The sequence below is a fragment of the Conexibacter sp. SYSU D00693 genome (assembly GCF_017084525.1).
GTDB lineage: Bacteria > Actinomycetota > Thermoleophilia > Solirubrobacterales > Solirubrobacteraceae > Baekduia.
Map to the genome: position 1 here is coordinate 3375767 of NZ_CP070950.1, position 17293 is coordinate 3393059.

Here is a 17293-nt window from a genome sequence, read left to right on the forward strand (position 1 = left end):
CGTCGGTCGAACCCGGTTGGGACCGTCGGCGCGTTCCAGAACCCACAGTCACCGTCCAGAGTGCGCGCCTCTCCGCAACCGCCAACCAGAACGGGAGGTCCTGGTGGCCATCACACCGCCCACCGACGACGAGCTGCGTCAGCTCGTCCGCACCCAGCTGCGCCAGTACGGCGTCGACATCTCTGTCCTGCACGCGACGGGCCCGAGCGACCCGGCGACGGGCCTGCCGTCCCAGGCGTCGCTCGTCGACGGCGTCGTCAACCTCATCAAGGGCTCGGTCACGACGATCGCCGGCTTCCGCGCCGGTCCCGGCTACCGCCAGGACGTGCAGGAGCACCCGCCGGTCGAGTACCCGGCGCCCTTCAGCGCGTGGACGGAGCAGCTCTGATGCGCGAGCTCCAGCACGACGACGAGGTCCGCGAGGAGGCGCCGAGCGACGGCGTCGACCGCCGCGGCTTCCTGGGCCGCATGGCGGCGCTGTCGGCCGGCGCGGGGGCGCTGGGCGTCCTGGCGCCGAAGGCGATGGCGGCGATCCCGGGATCCGACGCGGTCGTGGTCGACGTCCGGCCCGAGGCGCTGGCCGACCCGGTGGAGGCGACGATCGCGGAGGCGGCGACCCTCCTGCGCTCGAAGAAGCTCGACCCGGTGGACCTCGTGCAGGCGCACGTGGACCGCGTGCAGGCGCTCGACGGGACGCTCAAGGCGTTCAACGCGGTGGTGGCCGAGCAGGCGCTCGCCAAGGCCAAGGCGCTGCGGGGCACGAGCCCGCGCAGCGCGCTGGCGGGCATGCCGCTGAACATCAAGGACAACTACTACACGGCCGGCATCGAGACGACGGCCAACTCGACGATCTACCAGGGCTTCGTCCCGGACTACGACGCGACGTGCGTGGCCCGCCTCACCGCGGCGGGCGGCATCGTCCTGGGCAAGGGCCAGATGGGGCCGCTGGCGACGACCCGCGCGACGCTGCCCAACGGCACGGTCACGACGGTCAACGCGTGGACGCCGGGCAACCCGAGCTACGACCCGGGCGGGTCGTCGTCGGGCCCCGCCACGGCGGTCGCCTCGCGCATGGCCAAGAGCTCGATCGGCACGCAGACCGGCGGCTCGATCACGAGCCCGTCCAACCAGCAGGGCCTGACCGGGCTCAAGCCGACGATGGGCCGGACGTCGCTGTACGGCGTCATCCCGCTCACCTACACGCGCGACCACTGCGGGCCGATCGCCCGTGACGCGCTGGACGCGGCGATCATGCTCACGGCGCTCGCGGGCGCCGACCCGCACGACCCGCGCACGCAGGGCCTGCCGGCGCCGACGGACTACATCACCGCGGCCAAGCCGGTGAAGCCGACCAAGACGGCGGCCGGTCCGCAGGTGCGGTTCAAGACCAAGCTCGGCGTCCTGCCGGACTACCTCACGGGCAACGCCACGACGGTCGCGCTGCGCCAGGCCTTCCTCGACGAGATGGTCAAGGCGGGCGTCACGATCGTCCAGATCCCGTTCCCGGACGACTGGTCGACGCTCACCGGCACGGCGTTCAACAACGTGCGCCTGCCGGAGCGCTCCGAGCCGTTCATGGACGTCCTGCGCACCGACGTCACGAAGTTCGGCGTCTCGCTGAACTCGTGGATCCAGGGGCTGTTCCTGACCGGTGACACGTACCTCAAGGGCCAGCGCATGAAGCAGGACCTGCTCCAGAAGTCGCTCGAGCAGATCTTCGACAAGTGCGATGTGGTGACCCAGACGTCGAACCAGCCGTTCGACATCATCGGCCTGCCGGAGATCGCGTTCCCGATCGGGTTCACGACCTCGGGCGGCTCGGCGGTGCCGGTCGGCACGATCCTGGGCGCGGCGCCCTACGCCGAGGACCGCCTGCTCGCGATGGCCGGTGCGTGGCAGGCGCGGACGGACTTCCACACCCGCCGTCCGCCGGAGCCGGCGGCGCCGACGCTGCGCGCGGCGCGGTCGGCGGCGGCGACGCTGCGGCTCACGCCGGAGGAGGTCGCGGAGACCACCGCCTAGAGGGAGGCGCATGGGGCACGCTCGCGGCGCCCGCTCGTCAGAGCAGCGCCGCGAGCCGCTCCCCGGCGTCCTCGAGCTCCGCGATCGTCCCGGCCTCGAGGAGGACCTGGAGGTCGAGGATCCGGCGCTCGAGCAGGCCGAGGGCGTCCTGGCCCACGACGGCGTGGCACGGGACGCCGGCCTGGCGGGCGCGCGTGGCGGCCTCGCCGAGCGCCTTGCCCTGCAGGGTCGTCGCGTCGAGGCGGCCCTCGCCGACGACGACCGCGCGTGCGGCGCGCATGCGGGTGTCGTAGTCGAGCTCGTCGAGGACGACGTTCGCGCCGTTGACGAGGCGGGCGCCGTGGGTCGCCCACAGCCCGCCCGCGAGGCCGCCGGCGGCGCCGGTGTGGGGGACGCCGCGGGGGTCCCTGGGCAGGCGGGCGGCGTGGTCGTGCAGGCGCTCGGTGAGGAGCTCGACGGTCGGCGGGTCGGCGCCCTTCTGCGGCCCGAAGCGCACGGCCGCCTCCTCGAAGGGCGTGCGGACGTCGCACAGGACGACGAGCGTCGTCGCACCGAGCCCCCCGGCGTCGGCGATGGCCTCGAGGGCGCCGGCGCCGCCGTCGGTCGTGGCGCTGCCGCCGGCGGCCACGAGGACGACCTCGGCGCCGGCCGCGGCGGCGGCGACGATGAGCTCGCCGGTGCCGCGGGTGGAGGCGGTGACGGGGTCGCGCTCCTCGGGGGCGACGCGCGCCAGGCCGCTGGCCTCCGCGACCTCGACGATCGCCGTCCCGCCGCCGTCGACCAGGGCGAACCCGGCCTTCAGGGGTCGGTCGAGCGGGTCGGTCGCCGGCGCGGCGCGGACCTCGCCGCCCATCGCGAGCAGCAGCACCTCCGCCGTGCCGTCCCCGCCGTCGGCGATGGGGCAGAGGTCCGGCGGGTGCAGGCCGGCGCGCTCGAGCCCGCGCCCGATCGCCGACGCGACCTCCGTCGCGCGCAGCGTCCCCTTGAACGAGTCGGGCGCGACGAGGACGGGCGGCGGGTCGTGAGCGGCGGCCATGCGAACCAGGGGACAGTCCCCGTCGTCGCACGCTAGACGGCGAGGCGCGTGCAAGGTCCGGCGCCCTGCCGGCAGAGGGAGGATGTGCCCGTGCTCCGCTGCAGCGCCGACCGCGACGCCGCCCGCTGGGCGGTGTACGAGGAGCACGTCGCCGCCGTCCGGGCCTACGCGGCCCGGCGGGTCGAGCGCGACGCCGTGGACGACGTCGTGGCCGAGACCTTCGCCGTCGCCTGGCGCCGGCTGCCGGCGGAGGCCGACCCGCTGCCGTGGCTCTACGGCGTGGCGCGCAAGGTCGTCCACGGCCACCGGCGGTCGACGGCGCGCCGCGCGGCGCTCGTGCTGCGCCTGGGTGGCCACGAGGCCCGCGCCGCCCCGGACCTCGCCGACGGCGTCGGTGGGGACCCGACGCTCGCGCGGGCCTTCGCGGCGCTGAGCGAGCGCGAGCGGGAGGCGATCCGCCTCGTCGCCTGGGAGGGCCTCGACCACGCCGGCGCGGCCCGTGCCTCGGGCTGCAGCGTCGCGACGTTCACCGTGCGCCTCTCCCGCGCCCGCGCACGCCTGCGCCGCGCGCTCGACGCCGCCGCCGACGACCCGCCGGCCGTGCCGGCGCCGCCGCCGGACGCGGCCGTCTCGTCCCGAGGGGCCTCGCGGCCTCGCGGCCCTCACCCGCTGCCCGCCACCAGCCTGCCCACCGCCCAGGAGCCCTCGCATGCCCGCTGACCTCGACGATCCGATCCTCGACCGCGTCCGCGCCGCCGACCCCGCGCACGCCACGCCGCCCGGGGGCCGGGCTCACGCGGGTCGCCAGGCGGTGGTCGCCGCGCGTCGTCGCCGGTCCGTCGCACGCGCCGGGGCCGGTGGCGCCGGGAGCCTGCTGGCCGTCGGCGCGCTCGCCGCGGTTCTGTCCCTCTCCCCGGCCGGCGAGCAGGGCCTCGACGCCCTCGTCGTGCGCGCCGCCGAGGCGTCCGCGCCGCCGCCGAGCTCCGTGGTCCGGGTGGTCAGCGAGGTCGACGTGCGCTGGACCGGCTCGCAGGGGCCGGGCGGGCTGTCCCAGCGCAAGGTGGTGTGGGTCCGCGTCGGCCCCGACGGCCGCGCCCGCGACGTCCGCGAGCTCGTGACCCGGGCCGACGGCGAGGGCGTCGAGCCGGTCGACGAGACCACGACCTACGGCCCCGACGGTCCCGTGCACCGCAGCTTCGACCCGTCGACGGGGAGGACGAGGACCGAGCGCGGCATGCGGCAGGTCCCGTCGCTCGTCTTCCGCGCCCACGAGCTCCTCCGCCTGGCTCGGGACGGCCGCGGCGAGGTCCGCGACGCCGGCACCACCGTCGTCGACGGCCGCACCGTCCAGCGCCTCACCGTCACCGGCATCCAGGAGCGGCCCGTCCCCGGCGACCGCGAGGAGCTCCTCGTCGACGCCCTGACCGGCGACCCCGTCGGCCGCACCAGCCACTCCGCGGGCCGCGACGTCCACGGCGACCCCTTCACCTGGGACCTCACCGAGCGCGTCGTCTCCCACGACGTCCTCCCGGACGACCCCACCACCGCCCGCCAGCTCACCCTCCGCGGCCCCACCGGATAGACGCCTGCGACGAAGGGGACTGTCCCCTTCTTCGCACGGAGGGGGGGGGCGAAGTCGGGTGCTCGCCGGCCTACAGAGGGCATGGCGAGACATCCACGGATCGAGATGGCGGGAGCGGTCCACCACGTGACGGCGCGCGCCCCGTCGAACCTCGTGCTGATGCGCGACGACCACGATCGCCGGGCCTACCTGGCGATGCTGGAGTCCGCCGCGGCGGACTTCGGGTGGTCGGTCCTGTCCTACTGCCTCATGAGCAACCACGTCCACGTGCTCGTGCTCACGCCTGAGGCGAACCTCGGCGAGGGCATGCGCCAGGTCCACGGCCGCTTCGCGGTGCACTGCAACCGGCGCTACGAGGAGCACGGCCACGTCTTCGGCGGACGCTTCAAGAACAAGCTCGTCCTGGACGAGCGCCACTTCCACGCCTGCCTGCGATACATCGCGCGCAACCCCGTCGAAGCCGGTCTCTGCGCGGGCGTCGACGACTGGCCGTGGAGCGCCCACCGCGCGATCGCCGGCGCGGCGCCGCTGCCGGGCTTCCTCGACGTCGCCGCGTTGTACGCGCGGCTGGGCGTCCCGCGTGAAGAGGGCCGACGCCAGTACCTGGCGATCGCCGGCGAGACCGACGACGAGCTCCTGGAGCGGCTGCGGACGACCGGTGGCGCGACGTGGGTCGCGCGTGCTGTCGACGGGCACCGCATCCCGGTCGCGAACGTCGCGGCGTTCCTCGGCGTCACCGTGTCGACGGCGTACCGGCGTCTGGCGGACGCGCGTGCGAAGCAGGGGACTGTCCCCTTCTTCGCAGGTCGCTAGAGGTCGAGCTGGTCGGTGGTGCAGGCGGCGGGGGACTTGTCGTCGCGCCAGCGGACGAGCTTGGCGCCGTGGCGGATGCGGCCGTCGGAGACGTGGTCGAAGGAGACCTCGACGACGAGCTCGGGGCGCAGGCCGACCCAGGAGAGGTCGCGGCCGCGGGACCAGCGGGAGGGCTCGCCGGTGCCGCGTTCGCCGTTCTCGTAGGGCTCGAGCTCGGCGACGAGCTCGCGCTTGCGCTTGGCGGTGAAGCCGGAGGTGTGGCCGATCTCGCGGAGGTCGCCGGCGTCGTCGTAGGCGCCGAGGATGAGCGCGCCGACGGTGCCCTCCTCCTTGCCGGGGCGCCAGCCCAGGACGACGGCGTCGAGCGTGCGCACGCGCTTGACCTTGACCATCCCGGTGCGCTCCCCCGGGCGGTAGGGCGCGTCGGCCTCCTTGGCGATGACGCCCTCGGCGGAGTGCAGCCACCGCTCGGCCTCCTCCGCGGTGCGCACCATCTCGGTCAGCCGCGTCCAGTCACCGAGCGAGAGCTCCTCCAGGACGGCGCGGCGCTCGAGGTAGCCGCGGTCGAGCAGGACCTCGTCGCCGCGCGCGAGCACGTCGAAGGCCAGGAACGTCGCGGGCGTCTGCTCGGCGAGCATCGCCACGCGCGACGCCGCCGGGTGGATGCGCTGGCCGAGCAGGTCGAACTCCGTCCCGCCCTCCTCGTTGAGCACGACGATCTCGCCGTCGAGCACGAGCCGCTCGCCCGCCGGGAACGCCAGCTCGGGGAAGTAGCGCGTGAGCGACTTGCCGTTGCGCGACTGCAGCTCGACGTCGTCGCCGTCGACGAAGACCACCGCGCGGAAGCCGTCCCACTTGGGCTCGTAGGCCCAGCCGTCACCGGTCGGCAGCGCGGCGCGCGGGCGGGCGAGCTGCGGGAGGACGGGCGGCGAGAGCGGCAGCGGCACGCGGCGAGCGTACCGGGGGCAGGCGGGCGCGCCGTCCGGCGTGAGGGGCGAAGGCCGGACGGCGCGCTGGGCCTGGGGGGAGGAGGAGCGACCGCTGCCCGGGGCGGGGCGGCGGACTGCTCAGACGGCGCGGCCGTCGCGGGGACGACGCGAGTCGGCACCGAAGGCCAGCGCCAGCACGTCGACCACGGCGACCACGCCCATGAAGGCGAAGAAGGCGGTCATGGCCACATGATCGGCGTTCGTGGCATCCAGGTGTAGCCTTGGATGCCTTCACGATCCATAGGCACGACCTAGATGACGCTCCAGCAGCTCGAGTACTTCCTGCAGACGCTGCGCAGCGGCTCCTTCACCGCCGCCGCCGAGACGCTCCTGCTCGCCCAGCCGAGCCTGTCGGAGCAGGTCCGCCGCCTCGAGGCCGAGCTCGGCGTGGTCCTCTTCCAGCGCGTCGGCCGCGGCATCGTCCCCACGGACGCCGCCCGCGCGCTCGAGCCGCACGCCGAGTCGGTCCTGGCCGGCGTCGAGGCCGCCCGCGAGGCCGTCGTCGCCCAGCGCGAGCTGCGCGGCGGCCACGCGACCTTCGGCGTCTTCGGCACCTCCCGCCTCTACCCCGGCACCGCCGTCGTGACGGAGTTCCGCCGCCGCCACCCCCGCGTGAAGGTGCGCTTCGTGGGGCGCAACTCCTCCGAGGTGGCCACGGCCGTGCGCGGCGGCGAGCTGGAGGCCGGGATCGTCGCCCTGCCCATCGACGACGACGGCCTCGACGTCCGCCCCGTCATGCGCGACGAGGTCGTCCTCGTCTCCGCCGACCCCGCCCACCTCCGGCACACGGCGACCGTCGAGGCGATGGCGCAGATGCCGCTCGTCCTCGCCGACACGAGCTTCCGCCACGAGGACCCGACCCGCCGGCAGTTCAGCGAGCTGGCCCAGCGCGTCGGCATCACCCTGGAGCCCGAGCTCGAGGTCGAGGACGTCGAGGTCGCCCTCGGGCTCGCCGCCGAGGGCCTCGGCGCCACGGTGGCCACCCGGGGGATCCTCCTCGGCCTCGGCGACGCCCTCGACCCGCGCCTGGGCTGGGTCCCGTTCGACGACCCCGTCTACGACACGTTCGCCCTGATCTCGCGCCGCGGCGCGCGCGTCTCGCCCGCCGCCCGCGAGCTCCTGGCGCTCTCCGAGGCGCAGCTCACGAAGACCGCCCTGACCCTCCGCCGCAGCCTGCCGAGACGGCGCCGCGCCAGCGCTGCCGGTGGGTAGGATCGGGCCCATGGCCGATGCCACCGTCGCCGAGGAGGAGTACCTCCAGACGCTGTTCTGGCTGCACGAGGCCGGGTTGGCGATGACCGGCGCCAACGTGGCCCGCGCGATGCAGCTGTCCCCGCCGACCGTCCACGAGATGATCGGCCGCCTCGAGCGCGACGGCTACATCACGCGCGACGCCCAGAAGGCCATCTCCTTCACCAGCGAGGGCCAGGAGCACGCGGAGCAGATCGTCCGCCGCCACCGCCTGATCGAGCGGTTCCTCACCGACGTCCTCGGCATCCCGTGGGACGAGGTCCACGAGGAGGCCGAGCGCCTCGAGCACGCCATGAGCCCGGTCCTCGAGGAGCGGATGCTCGCCGCCATCGGCGACGCCAAGACCTGCCCGCACGGCCACCCGATCCAGGTCGGCCATCGCGTCGAGGGCGTCCCGCTCGCCGACGTCTCCCAGGGTGCCGAGGTCACCGTCCTGCGCTTCGAGAACGAGGCGGAGGACCTCCTGCACTACCTCAAGGACTCGGGCCTCGAGCCCGGCGTGGCCGGCACCGTCGCCGAGACCGATGAGGAGCGGGTCGTCGTCGAGAGCCAGAGCGGCGACCGCCACACCGTCTCCCGCAGCGTCGCGGAGACGGTGTCGGTCCTGGCCGACCCGTCCCCGCCGCCGCGGGTGACGCTCCCCGAGCAGCTGGTCCTGGCGAAGGACCGCTGGGGGATGTAGCCCCCGAGGGCGCCGCTAGGCCGCCGCGCGCGAGCGGGCGGCCTCGACGGCCTGCGCCAGCCGGCGCACGCCCTCGTCGATCTGGTCCGCGGTCACGCCCGAGTAGGCCAGGCGCATGGTGTTCTCGCCGCCCTCGAGCAGGAAGTCCGTGCCCTTGACGAACTGCACGCCGAGGCCCTTGGCCTCCTCGAAGACCGCGTCGACGTCGGTGCCCTCCGGCAGCGACACCCACATGAAGTAGCCGCCCTCGGGGGCGACGTACTCCGCGTCGGGCAGCTCGCGGTCCAGCGCGGCGGTCAGCAGCTTGACGCGCTCGGCCAGCGCCTCCTTGACGGTCGCGACCGAGCGGTCCAGGGCGCCCGAGTCGCAGAACTGGAAGACCGTCGCCTGCGCCAGCATGTTCGGCGCGATGTAGGTGTTCGTCGCGAGCTTCGTGATCTGGGCGATCCGCTCGGCCGGGCCCACCAGGTAGCCGACGCGCACACCCGGGCAGACGGTCTTGGAGAACGACGACGCGTAGACGACCGTCCCCGCGTCGTCGAGCGACAGCATCGTCGGCAGCGTCTCGCCGGCGAAGCGGATGTCGACGTACGGGTCGTCCTCGAAGACGACGAACTCGTGCCGGCGCGCGAGCTCCAGCAGCCGCTGGCGCTTCTCGAGCGACAGCGTGTAGCCGGCCGGGTTCTGGAAGTTCGGGATGACGTGCGCGAGCGTCGGGCGCAGCCCGTCCTCGAGCAGCCCCGCGAGCTCGTCGACGTCGATGCCGTCGGGCTGCAGCGACACCATCCGGACGTCCGCGCCGCGCGCCCGCAGGTTGAGCAGCGTGCGGTCGTAGGTCGGCTTCTCGACGACGACCGGGTCGCCCTGCTGGACGAGCGTCTCGAACAGGAACGCGTCGGCCTGCATCGAGCCGTTGGTGACGAGGACCTGCGAGACGTCGACGCCGTGCTTGGCGGCGATCCACTCGCGCAGCGGGACGTAGCCGACGGCCGTGCCGTAGGCCGTGACGCCGGCGGGATCACGCTCGAACGCGCGGACCGCGGCGTCCTTGAGGCCCTCCACGTCGACGATGTCCAGGGACGGCGCCCCGCGGGCGAAGGAGATCGTGTCGGCCATGTGGCCGCATGCTACGCGGCGGGCGGTCTAGGGCCGGGGCAGCCCCGGGCGCGCGCTGACGCCCGGGATCGCGCTCTCCGGCGCCGGCTCCACCGCGGCGGGCGTCGTGGTCGCCGGCGCACCAGCCGCGGCCGGGGTCGTCCCCCTGCCCGAGCCGGCGCCGGACGCCGGCTCGACGCCGCGCGCGCCCTCGGCGATCCGGATCTGCTGGTCCAGCGTGCGCCCGTGCACCGTCGCCAGGGCCTGGGCCTCCTGGCGGTCGGTGATCGCCACGAGCCCGCGCTCGCGCGCCGCGCCCTGCAGGGTGGGCACGAAGGCGTCGAGGAACCGGCGGACCTCGCCGCGGCGCAGGCCGCGGTCGGTCGTGACCAGGAAGGTGCGGCGCGCCAGCGGGTACGTGCCGGCGCTGATCGTCTGCTCGGAGGGGAAGACGCAGCTCGGGCCGGCGAGGACCTCGCGCCCGGCGGCGGTGCGCCGCGCCGGGAGCCCGCCGTCCGGGGCGGGGCGCAGCGGCCGGCGCAGGGCCGCGGCGTCGGCCACCGGGTCGGGCGTGTGCCCGATGATGCGGCGCTGGTCGGCGCCGGACAGGTCGCCGACGCGGACCGGGCGACCGGACGGGTCCTGGGCCACGCCGAAGTCGACCTCCATCGGCCGCAGCTGCTCGGTGAAGCGCTGGTAGGTCGCCCAGCGCAGGGCGCCGAGCGTGCCGGGACGCTCCGCGGCACGCAGCGCGCGCTCGTAGAACGCCTGGGCCTCGCGGACCAGCGCCGCGTCGAAGCGCGCGGCCGCGGCCTGGCGCGCGGCGCGCTTGGCGCGCTCGACCGTCGCCGCGTTGCGCGCCTCCAGCGCCTCGGGGTCGGCGACCGACCGCCCCGCGCGGACGCGCCGGCGGTTGGCCTCCTGGATGGCGGCCAGCGCCCGCCGGTCGGCCGCGCGCTCGGCCCGGCGCACGGCGGCGTCGCGCGCGTCACGGCGCGACCGGCGCAGCTCGCGCAGGTGGCGCCGGGAGCGCGCGGTCGCCTCGGCCACCCGCGCCTCGCTGGTGACCTCGCGGCGCAGCCGCACGTCGCTGCCGCGCACGACGTAGTCCGAGCGCACGTCGGCCAGCGACGCGTTCGGGCGACCGAGGAGCTCGAAGCCGAGGAGGTCGAAGGCCGCCGTGCCGTCCTCGCGGCCCGTCACGTACAGCGGAACGTCCTCGAAGCCGAACTGGGACCAGCTGCGGATCGTCGAGCCGGGGCGCAGCGCGTCGTGCGCCTGCCCGACGGTGATGCAGTCGCCGCCGATGTCGCGCTCGCTGCGCGTGGCGAGGACGAGCGCGTCCGCGGCCAGCTGGATCGGCTGCTCGACGCGCAGGTCGCGCAGCCCGCAGGCCTCGAAGATCGTCGTGTCCGGCTCCGTGGTGACCTCGGCGAGGTCGACGCGGCCGGCGCACAGGTCGGCGTACGCGCGCTCCGGCGCCGTGCGCGACACGGTGACCCGCGGCGAGCTCGCAGCGGCCGCGTGCCCCGCGGTCAGCGACTCGTCGCCCACCGCGCTGGCGACCTCCACGACGCCCGGCGGCCGGCCGGGGAGCGGCTGGGTGCTGCGGCGCTGGGCGTCGCGACGGCGCTGGGTGGCCTGGGCGGACTCCCGCGCGCGCTCGCGCGAGACGGCGGTCGGCTCGCCGTCCTCGGCGGTGTCGACGCCGCAACCGGCCAGCGGCGCGGCGGCCGCGACGACGGCGGTCGCGAGCAGGAGGCGGCGGCGGGCCGTCATCGGGAGGTCTCCTCGCCGGTGTCGCGCAGGCCGGGGAAGCGGCGCAGCTCGCCGGCCTGCACGACCTCGAAGTCGCCGAGGCGCAGCTGCTCGACCTCGTTGCCGCGCAGCTGGGGGGTCGAGACGTCGCCCGGCTGGGACAGGCGGGCACGGGACAGCGGGCGACGCGTGCGACCGTCGAGCAGGGCGCCCCGCGCGTCGCGCAGTGGCTGGGTCCAGTCGTGGTTGAGCTGCGCGTACAGGGTCGGGACGCGGGCGCGGTCGACGACGATGGCGCCGTAGCGGCGCAGCGCGTCGGTCACGGCGCGCGCCGCGCAGGTGTTCGTGCGGTCGGGCAGGCGGTCGAGCCGCACGCCGGGGCGCAGCCGCAGCCGTGCGCCGAGCGGCAGCGCGTCCGCGCTGCCTCGGGGGTCCGCCGACGACGCGGGCGCGACGTAGAGCCCGCCGGCAGGCTCGGGCACCGAGATCGCCAGCGCGTGCTCGATGCGGCAGGCGGCGACCTCGTCCGGCGTGATGAGCCCCGCGAACAGCGGCAGGCCCGAGGCGCGGGCGCCCACGCGGCCCGGGGCCTGGGCGCCGCGGCCGCCGAGGTCCCAGCGGCGCAGGAGCTGGTAGCTGATGACGCCGTCGGCGCCGCGGCGCGCGCGCCACAGGTCGTAGGCGACGCCGGCCGGGCGGTCGAGCACCGTGAACCAGCCGTCGAACTCCGGTCGCGGGTCCTGGCCCGGCGGGACGGGCAGCTCGCGCACGCGGCGCCCGTCGCCGCAGAACGCCGGAAGCTGGCGGCAGACGACGCGCGTGGGGCGCCCGCCCTCCTCGGTGACGACCGGCACCGACCAGCGGCTCGTGTTGACGAAGAGCCCGCTGCCGGCACTGTCGCCGGCCGCGAGGGCGATCCAGCGCGAGGAGCGCGCGTCGGTCGGGCGGTCCTCGATGCGCGTGTTCCACGGAGCGTCGGACGCGAACGGGCGGCCTGAGGACCCCGGCGCGCCGGTGGCGACGCCGGCCTGGCCCGCGGCCCCGACGGCCGGCGCGCCCGCCGACGTCGTGGCGGCCGGCGTCCTGGCCGCCGTGGTGCTCGCGGCCGTCGCGCCCCGCGGATCGTCCCCGCCGTCGTCGTCGCCGCACGCGGCCAGGCCGCCCGCGAGGGCGACGGCGCTCAGGGCGCCGGCCAGCAGCCGGGCGGTCCTCACAACTCCTCCTTCAGGGGCAGGTCCGGCACCGCGCGCGGGCGCTCGCCGCGGCGCACGGGGCGCACCATGGGCGCCGGCGCATCGGGCGGCGCCCCGGTGTCCTCGAGCGCGGCGCGGGCCGCGTCGCGCACGGCGACCACGAGCTCCTCCACGGCGCGGCGCGCCTCCCCCGCGGCGTCGAGCTGGACGCTGAGCGCCTCGGCGCGCGCGAGCAGCCCGTCGGTCAGGTCGGCCAGCCGCTCGACGCGCTGCGCGACGTGGGCGTCGGCCCGCCGGCGCGCCTCGGCCAGGTAGGCCTCGGCCTGCTGCTCGGCGGTGCGGCGGATGCGCTCGGCCTCCTCCTCGGCGGCCGTGCGGACCTCGGCGGCGCGGCGGACCGTCGCCTCCTCGACCTCGCGGCGCAGCCGCTCGGCGGCGGCCTCGGCCTCGGCCATGACCTCGCGCACGCGCGCGGTGACCGACGCGGTCAGCGCGTCGGGCGCGAAGGGCTCCTGCTCGGGCCCGGCCATCACGGCGTCGCTCCCTGGGTGCTGGGCGCGGGCCCCGCGCCCGGCCGCCGCGCGGCGACGCGCAGCAGCACGTAGCGGTCGGTCCGGTAGGCGACGTCGAGCCCGTCCACGCCACCGGTCCCGGCCGCCGGGTAGCGCTGGGCCACGATGTCGCCGCCGTCGTTGCCGCGCGTCGTCATCAGCAGGTACTGCACCCGGCCGAACGGCGCGTCGAGCACCCGGCGGAAGGCGGAGTCGCCGCGGTCGACGCGGTCGAGGAAGACCTGCGGGCGGCCGCTGAGCATGATCACGCCGAAGGTCTTCGAGTTGTCGGTGAGGATCGCGTCGCCGCCGCGCACGTTGCGCTTGACGTACTCGGCCATGCCGGCCTCGGAGCGGATGCCGACCGTGTAGCCGCCGATCGACGGGCGGTCCTGCTGGTCCTCGCCGTCGGCGATCACCCGCGTGAAGGCCTGCTCGAGCGACTGGAACGGGTGGTCGCGCATGCCCTGCCACGCCGTGACGAGGCCGACCGCGAGCACCGCCGCGCTCAGCGCCCACGCCACGGGACGCAGCGCCGGGAAGCTGCGGAACAGCCAGGCCGCGCCGACGAACGAGACGACTGTCATCGGCAGCGCGTCGCGCAGCGTCAGCAGGCCCTCGTTGTCGGAGATGAGCGCGTCGGCGCCGATGATCACGACGCCGAGGACGACGAACGCCGCGAGCCACAGCGCCAGGTCGTTGCGCTGCACGACGAAGGTGACGAGCAGCGCGGGCACGACGAAGAACGCCAGCGGGAAGACGGCGACGTTGAGCTCGATGAGCCGCTGGGCGACGTCGTCGAGCCCGAGCGCGCCGGTCGTGTCGATGCCCGTCGCGTTGACCGCCTGGGTGCTCGTCGCCGCGTCGACCCAGCCGAACGGGTCGCCGATGATCAGCGCGTTGAACAGGACCCACAGGACCGTGACGTAGAAGACGGGCGCCGCGAACGCGATGACGGACCCCTCGACCTCCGCCTTGCTCGCGCGCCGGCGGGCCAGCGCCACGCCGATGAGCACCATCAGCAGGGCGGCCCAGATGAGGAAGCCGTAGCGGGTGAGCACCAGGACGCTCATCCCGAAGCCCGCGGCGATGAGGAAGCGCGGCTCGGTCGTCGTGTACCAGGACACGAACGCGTAGAGGCTGAAGGCCAGCAGGGCGCAGTACAGCGCCTCGCTCATGCCGTTGCCGGCGTAGAAGACCCACAGCGGGTTGAGCGCGAAGAGGGCGAGCAGCGGCAGGCGCAGCAGCGGCGCCATGTCGCAGCGGGCCAGCGTGCGGTCGAGCAGGACCACGGTCAGCGCGGCGAACAGCGCGCTGGACAGCGGCAGCGCGATCAGCGACGTCGCCAGTGGCTTGACCACCGCGAAGGGCAGCAGCGCGAGCGTCGCGACGGGCGGGAAGACGAAGCCGATCGCCGCGAGCTTCGGCGGGTCGTTGTGCCAGACCATGTAGGCCCGCGTGAGGCGGTCCAGCGCGTCGAACACCACGACGTGGTGGTCGATCGTCACGACGTAGCCGATCCACGTGTAGGCGACCGCGAGGACGAGGAAGAGCAGCAGCGCCCAGCGCCAGCTGGGCAGGTTGCGCTGGGAGGTGTCCGGCGCGTCGGCCAGCGCGGTGCCGGCGACGTGGCCCTGGTGGCCGGCGGCGACCGTCGACGTCGTCGGGGGCGGCGGGGCGACGGCCACGTCAGGCCTCCACGCGCTGCGGCTGGATGGGCGCCGCGTGCGGGTCGTCGAGGCCGTGGATCGTCTTCTCCCAGTAGAACGGCTTGGTCACGAGCTGGCCGAAGCCCTTCCACGCGGCGATCGACATCAGGCCCCAGTAGAGGGGGCTGAGCAGCGCGTACTTGGCCAGGTCGAAGTACCCCCGCTGGACCGAGCCGGCGACGTTGAGGTACATGAAGACGAAGTTGCCGATGAAGAGTTGGAACGCGGCGGCGTAGAAGACGAAGCTCGGGAACAGCTCCTCGATGAAGCCCGCGTTCGAGAAGAAGAACAGCGTGGTCAGGCCCCAGAAGATCGGGTTGAGCAGGAAGATGAACGTCCCGCCGACGATCAGCTGGAAGGAGATGAAGCTCTTGAGGCCGATCTGGCGCAGCAGCCGCGCCGGGTTGCGCATGTGGACCAGCCAGGTCTGCAGGTAGCCCTTGATCCACCGCGAGCGCTGGCGGATCCAGTTGTCCAGGACCGAGTTGGCCTCCTCGAGCGTCGTCGAGTCGACCATCGCGGTCTTGTAGCCCGCCTTGTGCAGGCGGATGCCGAGGTCGGCGTCCTCGGTGACGTTGAACGGGTCCCAGGCCGCGAGCTCGATCAGGCGGTCGGTGATGAAGTGGTTGGAGGTGCCGCCCAGCGGGATCGGCACGCCGGACGCGTCGAGGCCCGGCAGCATCAGGTCGAACCACATCGAGTACTCGGTGGTGAACCACCGGGTCAGCAGGTTCTGGTCCGCGTTGAAGTAGTTGAGCTTCGCCTGGATGCAGGTGACGCGCGGATCGGCCTTGCGGAAGGCGATGACGACCTTCTTGAGCTGGTCGCGGTCCGGGATGTCCTCGGCGTCGAAGATGACGACGTACTCGCCGTCGGCCTGCAGCAGGCCGTAGTTGCACGCCTTGGGCTTCGTCTTGGGCTGCGCGTCCGGGACGACCACGAGCTTGAAGTGCGGCGGCAGGTCCATCTCGCGGATGGCGGCCGGCGTCTCGGGGTCGTCCTCCTCGCAGAGCAGGCGGACGTCGAGCTTCGTCTTGGGGTAGTCGAGGCCCTCGATGCCCTTGGTGAGCTTCGGGAGGACCGCGGCCTCCTGGTAGAGCGGCACGAGGATCGTGTAGACGGGCAGCTCGCGCTCGTCGAGCGCCGCGACCTCCTCGGGGGTGACGTCGATCTCGTACTGGTGCCCGAGCGCCCGGTAGGTGAGGACGAACTTGTAGACCGAGGTCGCCGTGTAGAAGATCGACGAGGCGCCGATCAGGCCGATGAGCGTCGGCACCGGGAAGAGGATCAGCGCGGCGACGAGCAGGACGGCGCCGACGACCAGGACCGCCCGCTGCGCGGGCGTGACGACCTGGTTGGCGCTGTCCTCGGGGAAGCGCGTGAGCAGCTCGGACTTCGCCACGGCGACGTACTCCTCGCCGTAGATGCGCTGCAGCAGCTCGTCGATCGAGTTGCGGCTGGCCAGGAAGCCGCGCAGCTCCAGGTGCGTGTGCTCGCGCAGCGCGGCCACGGTCTGGTCGTCGAGGACGTCGGCGATCGCGAGGTAGAGCGTCGTGTCGTCGACGGCGAGCGGGACGGCGCGCAGCGTGCGCGCCAGCGGCTCGGGGACGAGCTCGAGCGCGGCCGGGTCCGGGTCGTACTCGCTGAGGTCGACGAGCGGGAGCTGGAAGTGCTCGGCGAGGATCGCCACGAGCTCGGGTTCGGAGACCACGCCCTTGGCCATGAGCACGTCGCCCAGGCGCGAGCCGGTGCGCGCCTGCTCCTCCAGCGCGGCGGCGACGTCCTCGTCGGTGGCCACGCCGCGGGCGACGAGCAGGTCGCCGAGGCGGGTCGGGAAGCTCGGGTCGGTGACCGGGCCGCGGTCGTCGGGCTGTTCGTCCTCGAAGGCGGCCTCCTCCTCCGCGCTCTCGGCGGCGGCCGCCCGGCGGGGCGGCAGGGTCGGGTGGCTCGCGGAGGGCACGGCCGCTGCGGCGCCCGCGTCGGTGGGGGCGGCGCCGAACAGCCGGTCGATCGCGGCGAGCAGCTCGTCCTCGGCCGCGACGACGAAGCGCACGGGACGGCCGGTGAGCGAGGCGGCCACCTCGCGCGAGAGGTCGTCGGCGGGCGCCGCGGTGGCGACCGTGACCACGCCGTCCACGTAGGCCACCGGCAGCATGAGGTACTGGCGGCAGACCTCGGGGCCGAGCAGGCGGGCGGCCAGCGGGTTGACGGCCTGGTGGTCGGGCGCGCCGGCGTCGGCCGGGTCGAGCACCACGAACGGCAGGCCGGCGTGGTCGGCCAGCCGGCGGTAGAAGGCGCGCGAGGCCTCGGTCGCGCTCATGGGACGCGGGCCTCGAGCCGTCCGAGGACGGCGTCCATCTCGGGCTCGGGAGCCACCACGAGGTCGATGGTCAAGCCGGGGAAGGCGTCGGTGACGGCGTGCAGGTCGGGGTGCGCGGTCGCCGAGGCGACCTTCAGCGTGTCGCCCACCAGGACGACCGGGACCACCTTCTGCTCGCGCGCGACGCGCGGGGGGACGTAGCGCAGCAGGCGGGCGTCGGGCGTCACGTCGCGCAGCCCGCTGTAGGGCAGGCCGGCGGCGTGGGCGATGGCGAGGGCCGGGTCCACGGGCG

General features: G+C 74.9%; 16 protein-coding genes. 7 read left to right on the plus strand and 9 right to left on the minus strand.

Annotation, left to right across the window (positions count from 1 at the left end):
* Positions 1 to 103: 103 nt before the first annotated feature.
* Positions 104 to 388: a hypothetical protein gene (locus tag JUB12_RS16720; RefSeq protein WP_205696550.1), complete on the plus strand. Its 285-nt coding sequence runs from the start codon at positions 104 to 106 to the stop codon at positions 386 to 388.
* Positions 388 to 2022 (plus strand): amidase, encoded by a 1635-nt coding sequence (locus JUB12_RS16725; protein ID WP_205696551.1) that lies wholly within the window; start codon positions 388 to 390, stop codon positions 2020 to 2022. Before JUB12_RS16720 ends, JUB12_RS16725 begins: the two co-directional genes overlap by 1 nt.
* A gap of 37 nt (positions 2023 to 2059) precedes the next feature.
* On the opposite strand, the gene JUB12_RS16730 is transcribed toward JUB12_RS16725, so the two are convergent.
* Positions 2060 to 3058, minus strand: a complete 999-nt coding sequence (locus JUB12_RS16730; protein WP_205696552.1) for a glycerate kinase — start codon at positions 3056 to 3058, stop codon at positions 2060 to 2062.
* 90 nt (positions 3059 to 3148) lie between these two features.
* On the opposite strand from JUB12_RS16730, the gene JUB12_RS16735 reads away from it, so the two are divergent.
* From JUB12_RS16735 to JUB12_RS16745, 3 genes are all read left to right on the plus strand, one after another.
* Positions 3149 to 3778: an RNA polymerase sigma factor gene (locus JUB12_RS16735; protein ID WP_241004300.1), complete on the plus strand. Its 630-nt coding sequence runs from the start codon at positions 3149 to 3151 to the stop codon at positions 3776 to 3778.
* Positions 3768 to 4640, plus strand: a complete 873-nt coding sequence (locus tag JUB12_RS16740) for a hypothetical protein (protein WP_205696554.1) — start codon at positions 3768 to 3770, stop codon at positions 4638 to 4640. Before JUB12_RS16735 ends, JUB12_RS16740 begins: the two co-directional genes overlap by 11 nt.
* A gap of 126 nt (positions 4641 to 4766) precedes the next feature.
* The gene (locus JUB12_RS16745) at positions 4767 to 5453 is read left to right on the plus strand and encodes a transposase (RefSeq protein ID WP_205696555.1); all 687 of its coding nucleotides are present in this window, start codon (positions 4767 to 4769) and stop codon (positions 5451 to 5453) included.
* Here the strand turns inward: JUB12_RS16745 and JUB12_RS16750 are convergent.
* The gene (locus tag JUB12_RS16750; protein WP_205696557.1) at positions 5450 to 6400 is read right to left on the minus strand and encodes an ATP-dependent DNA ligase; all 951 of its coding nucleotides are present in this window, start codon (positions 6398 to 6400) and stop codon (positions 5450 to 5452) included. The genes JUB12_RS16745 and JUB12_RS16750 overlap by 4 nt on opposite strands.
* A gap of 297 nt (positions 6401 to 6697) precedes the next feature.
* Here JUB12_RS16750 and JUB12_RS16755 point away from each other — a divergent pair, with 297 nt between their 5' ends.
* Both JUB12_RS16755 and JUB12_RS16760 read left to right on the plus strand, forming a co-directional pair.
* Positions 6698 to 7654 (plus strand): LysR family transcriptional regulator, encoded by a 957-nt coding sequence (locus JUB12_RS16755; protein ID WP_205696558.1) that lies wholly within the window; start codon positions 6698 to 6700, stop codon positions 7652 to 7654.
* 10 nt (positions 7655 to 7664) lie between these two features.
* Positions 7665 to 8375, plus strand: coding sequence for a metal-dependent transcriptional regulator (locus JUB12_RS16760; protein ID WP_205696560.1), 711 nt, complete (start codon positions 7665 to 7667; stop codon positions 8373 to 8375).
* 15 nt (positions 8376 to 8390) lie between these two features.
* On the opposite strand, the gene JUB12_RS16765 is transcribed toward JUB12_RS16760, so the two are convergent.
* Genes JUB12_RS16765 through JUB12_RS16795 form a run of 7 tightly spaced genes read right to left on the minus strand, consistent with a single transcriptional unit; the run spans position 8391 to position 17288 of the window.
* Positions 8391 to 9491: a PLP-dependent aminotransferase family protein gene (locus JUB12_RS16765; RefSeq protein WP_205696562.1), complete on the minus strand. Its 1101-nt coding sequence runs from the start codon at positions 9489 to 9491 to the stop codon at positions 8391 to 8393.
* Positions 9492 to 9518: 27 nt separating this feature from the next.
* Positions 9519 to 11249, minus strand: coding sequence for a hypothetical protein (locus tag JUB12_RS16770; RefSeq protein WP_205696563.1), 1731 nt, complete (start codon positions 11247 to 11249; stop codon positions 9519 to 9521).
* Positions 11246 to 12442 (minus strand): hypothetical protein, encoded by a 1197-nt coding sequence (locus JUB12_RS16775; protein ID WP_205696565.1) that lies wholly within the window; start codon positions 12440 to 12442, stop codon positions 11246 to 11248. The genes JUB12_RS16770 and JUB12_RS16775 overlap by 4 nt, the downstream gene beginning before the upstream one ends.
* Positions 12439 to 12951 carry a hypothetical protein gene (locus tag JUB12_RS16780; protein WP_205696567.1) on the minus strand — a complete coding sequence of 171 codons (513 nt, stop codon included), beginning with the start codon at positions 12949 to 12951 and terminating at the stop codon, positions 12439 to 12441. The genes JUB12_RS16775 and JUB12_RS16780 overlap by 4 nt, the downstream gene beginning before the upstream one ends.
* Positions 12951 to 14660 (minus strand): hypothetical protein, encoded by a 1710-nt coding sequence (locus JUB12_RS16785; RefSeq protein ID WP_205696568.1) that lies wholly within the window; start codon positions 14658 to 14660, stop codon positions 12951 to 12953. Before JUB12_RS16785 ends, JUB12_RS16780 begins: the two co-directional genes overlap by 1 nt.
* 1 nt (position 14661) lies before the next feature.
* Complete coding sequence (locus tag JUB12_RS16790; RefSeq protein WP_205696578.1) at positions 14662 to 17001, minus strand: glycosyltransferase family 2 protein; 2340 nt, start codon at positions 16999 to 17001, stop codon at positions 14662 to 14664.
* Positions 16998 to 17288: a hypothetical protein gene (locus JUB12_RS16795; protein WP_205696579.1), complete on the minus strand. Its 291-nt coding sequence runs from the start codon at positions 17286 to 17288 to the stop codon at positions 16998 to 17000. The genes JUB12_RS16790 and JUB12_RS16795 overlap by 4 nt, the downstream gene beginning before the upstream one ends.
* Positions 17289 to 17293: the final 5 nt, after the last annotated feature.